The organism is Blastococcus sp. CT_GayMR20 (assembly GCF_004570345.1).
The window spans coordinates 1-2573 of the sequence record NZ_SPQM01000275.1 but is presented as its reverse complement, the minus strand read 5'-3'; the positions used below and the strand labels follow the sequence as shown (position 1 = coordinate 2573).

Here is a 2573-nt window from a genome sequence, read left to right as displayed (position 1 = left end):
CGGTGGTGGTCCCAGCCGTTCCCGCCGACCGGCGCCATCGCATCGGAGGGCATCCGCAACCAGCTCGGCAGGCCACCGGTGGACCCCCTCACCGTTTTTGTCCGGGAGACCGCCCAGAACTCCTGGGACGCCCGACTGCCCGGACAGGAGACGGTCTACCGCCTCGAGCTGACGACCGTCGCCGCGACTCACAGGCCCACCTGGGAACGGTTGCTCACTCCCCCGGCCGCGGTGCAGGACCACCTCGGCGTCGGTCGAGCGGTCCGCACCCCGAACCTCACACTGCTCTCGGTCGTCGACCGTGCGACAAAGGGTCTGGGTGGTCCGACCCGGGCGGACCAGATCGCCGACGAGCGACGTGACTGGGTGTCCTTCGTCCTGAACGTGGGCGAGAAGCGGGACACCGCACAGGGTGGCGGCACCTACGGATACGGGAAGGCCGTGCTCTACCGGCTCTCGCGGGTGGGAACGATTCTCGTGTACACCCGCACAGCCGATCGTGCCGGCCAACTGCAGTCCCGGCTGATCGGGATTGCGCTCGGTAGCTCGTTCGACAACCGGGATCGGGTCGACACGACGAGCAGGCCCTTCACCGGTCGACACTGGTGGGGCGACGTCCGAGAGGACCACGTGGAGCCACTGCTCGGCGACGAGGCCGATGCCATCGCCCGCGCCCTCGGCCTGTCCCCCTTCAGTGAGAATGAGTCCGGCACGACCTTGGTCGTCATCGATCCCGATCTTGACGACTTCGACGATATGGATTCAGCAGCCAGCCATCTGGCCGAGACGATCGCATGGCACCTCTGGCCGATCATGCTGCCGGAGCGAGGCACGAACCGGCTGGTCCCTGATGTGGTGTCGGGCGGACGGTCGTTCGCCGTTCCCGATCCTGGCCGCCTGTATCCCTTGCGCATGTTCGTGTCTGCCTACCGTCGACTCGCTGGCGACGGGGCGACCGTTCTGGAGAGTCGCAATCCCCGACAACGACTGGGACGTTTCGCGCTGGAGCGCGCGGTCGTCGTCCCGATGTCCCCGAGCTCTGTCTCTCTCGCATCGGGCTTCGCCGGCATTGATGGGGACCCCCACCACGTGTGTCTCATGAGGTCCCCCGAGTTGGTCGTGAGATATCACGAAGGCCCGACCACGGCATCGGTGAACAGCGTCTACGCCGGTGTCTTCCGCGCGGACGATGCTCTGGATGAGGTCTATGCAGCATCAGAGCCTCCGACGCACGACCACTGGGTCTACGAGCAACTGACGGGCCACGCCCGCACGTTCGTCAGCGTCACGTTCAGGCGTCTACGGGAGCAGCTGGCCGTCTTCCGCGCTCCTGTGACAGCTGCCGTGTCGACTACATCGGAGGTCGCTCTGGGCGCCGCGAGCAACTTCCTCGGCGGACTGGTCGCAGCCGCTTTCGCTCAGCCGGACATTCGCGAGGGAGCGGCGGGCCACGGCACTCGTGAGGGACGAGCCGGAGGCAATGCCCCTGGCGGCGCGGGCGCGGGCGGAGCCCGACTCGGCGAGGAGAACGGCGCAGCATCGAGGGAGAGGCCGCGGGTCACCGTGGTGACCGATCCCCGGGTCGAGGAACGGGACGGGATGGTCGTTCTCGTCGCCCGCTACCGAGTCGCTGCGGCGGGCCCCGTACAGCTCGAGGCGCGGCTGTCGGTGGCCACCTGGGAGGGCCGGGAGAACGATCCACCCGCTGGGGCCGAGCGCCCCAGGGTCGGCTCGTGGACGACAGGGCGGGGCACGGTGCACAGCGACAGGTGCATTGTCTTCCCTCCGGACGAGGTCGACCTGGTGGTAGTGCCCGTGGCCGACACGGCGACCGACATCACGGTCGTCGCAGGCTTGCTTAGTGAGCTGCAGGTGGCCGACTCGTGACCCGCGTCTTCCCCTTCCTCCGCCCGCCGGGCGACGTCGTGACCCTAGGCCCATGGTCACGGCTGACTCCCGACGGCGGCGAGCCGCTGCCCGACACCCTGCTCGATTGGGACTACGACACGGTCCTGTCGCTCCTTCGGCCAATGACGGTCGACGGACTTCGTGCCCGGCGGCTCACCGGCCTTGCTGAAGAGGCGGAACTTGACCTGAGCGTCCAGTGGTTCGCCACCAGCTCCGCCCTGCGTGGGCGAGCATGGCGTTCCCCGCTGCCAGCCGTCGATGGCTTCGAGGCGGCCGTTGCCTTCGATCTGCCCGGCGACGATCTCGGCGGCACGCTGGAGCTCGTCACGAGCATCACCTTGCGGACGCCGGGACGGGAGGCGTCCGCAGCGGCGCCGAGCAGACCCGGCAGTGTGTTGTGGTCCGACCGGCATCAGGTCCTGCTTCAGGGGGACAACACCCTGTTTCCGATCGCCCCTGCCGACTTCCACGACCTGCCTTACCCGACGGGCGCGGGCTGGTATCTGCACATCGATGAGGACCTCGAAGCTGCTGCCCTGGGATCAATCCTCCTGCTCGTCAACGAGCGTCACGAAGTCGTCATGCGCGCGCTGGAAGCCGCTGCCTTCCCGGCCGAGGCGGATCGCCGTGTGCTGTCAACACTGCGCACCGACGTGCTCCGCGCC

Annotated in this window: 2 protein-coding genes; both read left to right on the top strand. The window is 68.2% G+C overall.

Features of this window, described 5'->3' with window-relative positions:
• The coding region (locus E4P40_RS27250; protein WP_209305552.1) for a hypothetical protein at positions 1-1887 on the top strand (1887 nt) is incomplete at its 5' end.
• Positions 1884-2573, top strand: a 690-nt coding sequence (locus tag E4P40_RS27245) for a hypothetical protein (protein ID WP_209305551.1), incomplete at its 3' end; no start/stop codon positions are given. The genes E4P40_RS27250 and E4P40_RS27245, both read left to right, overlap by 4 nt.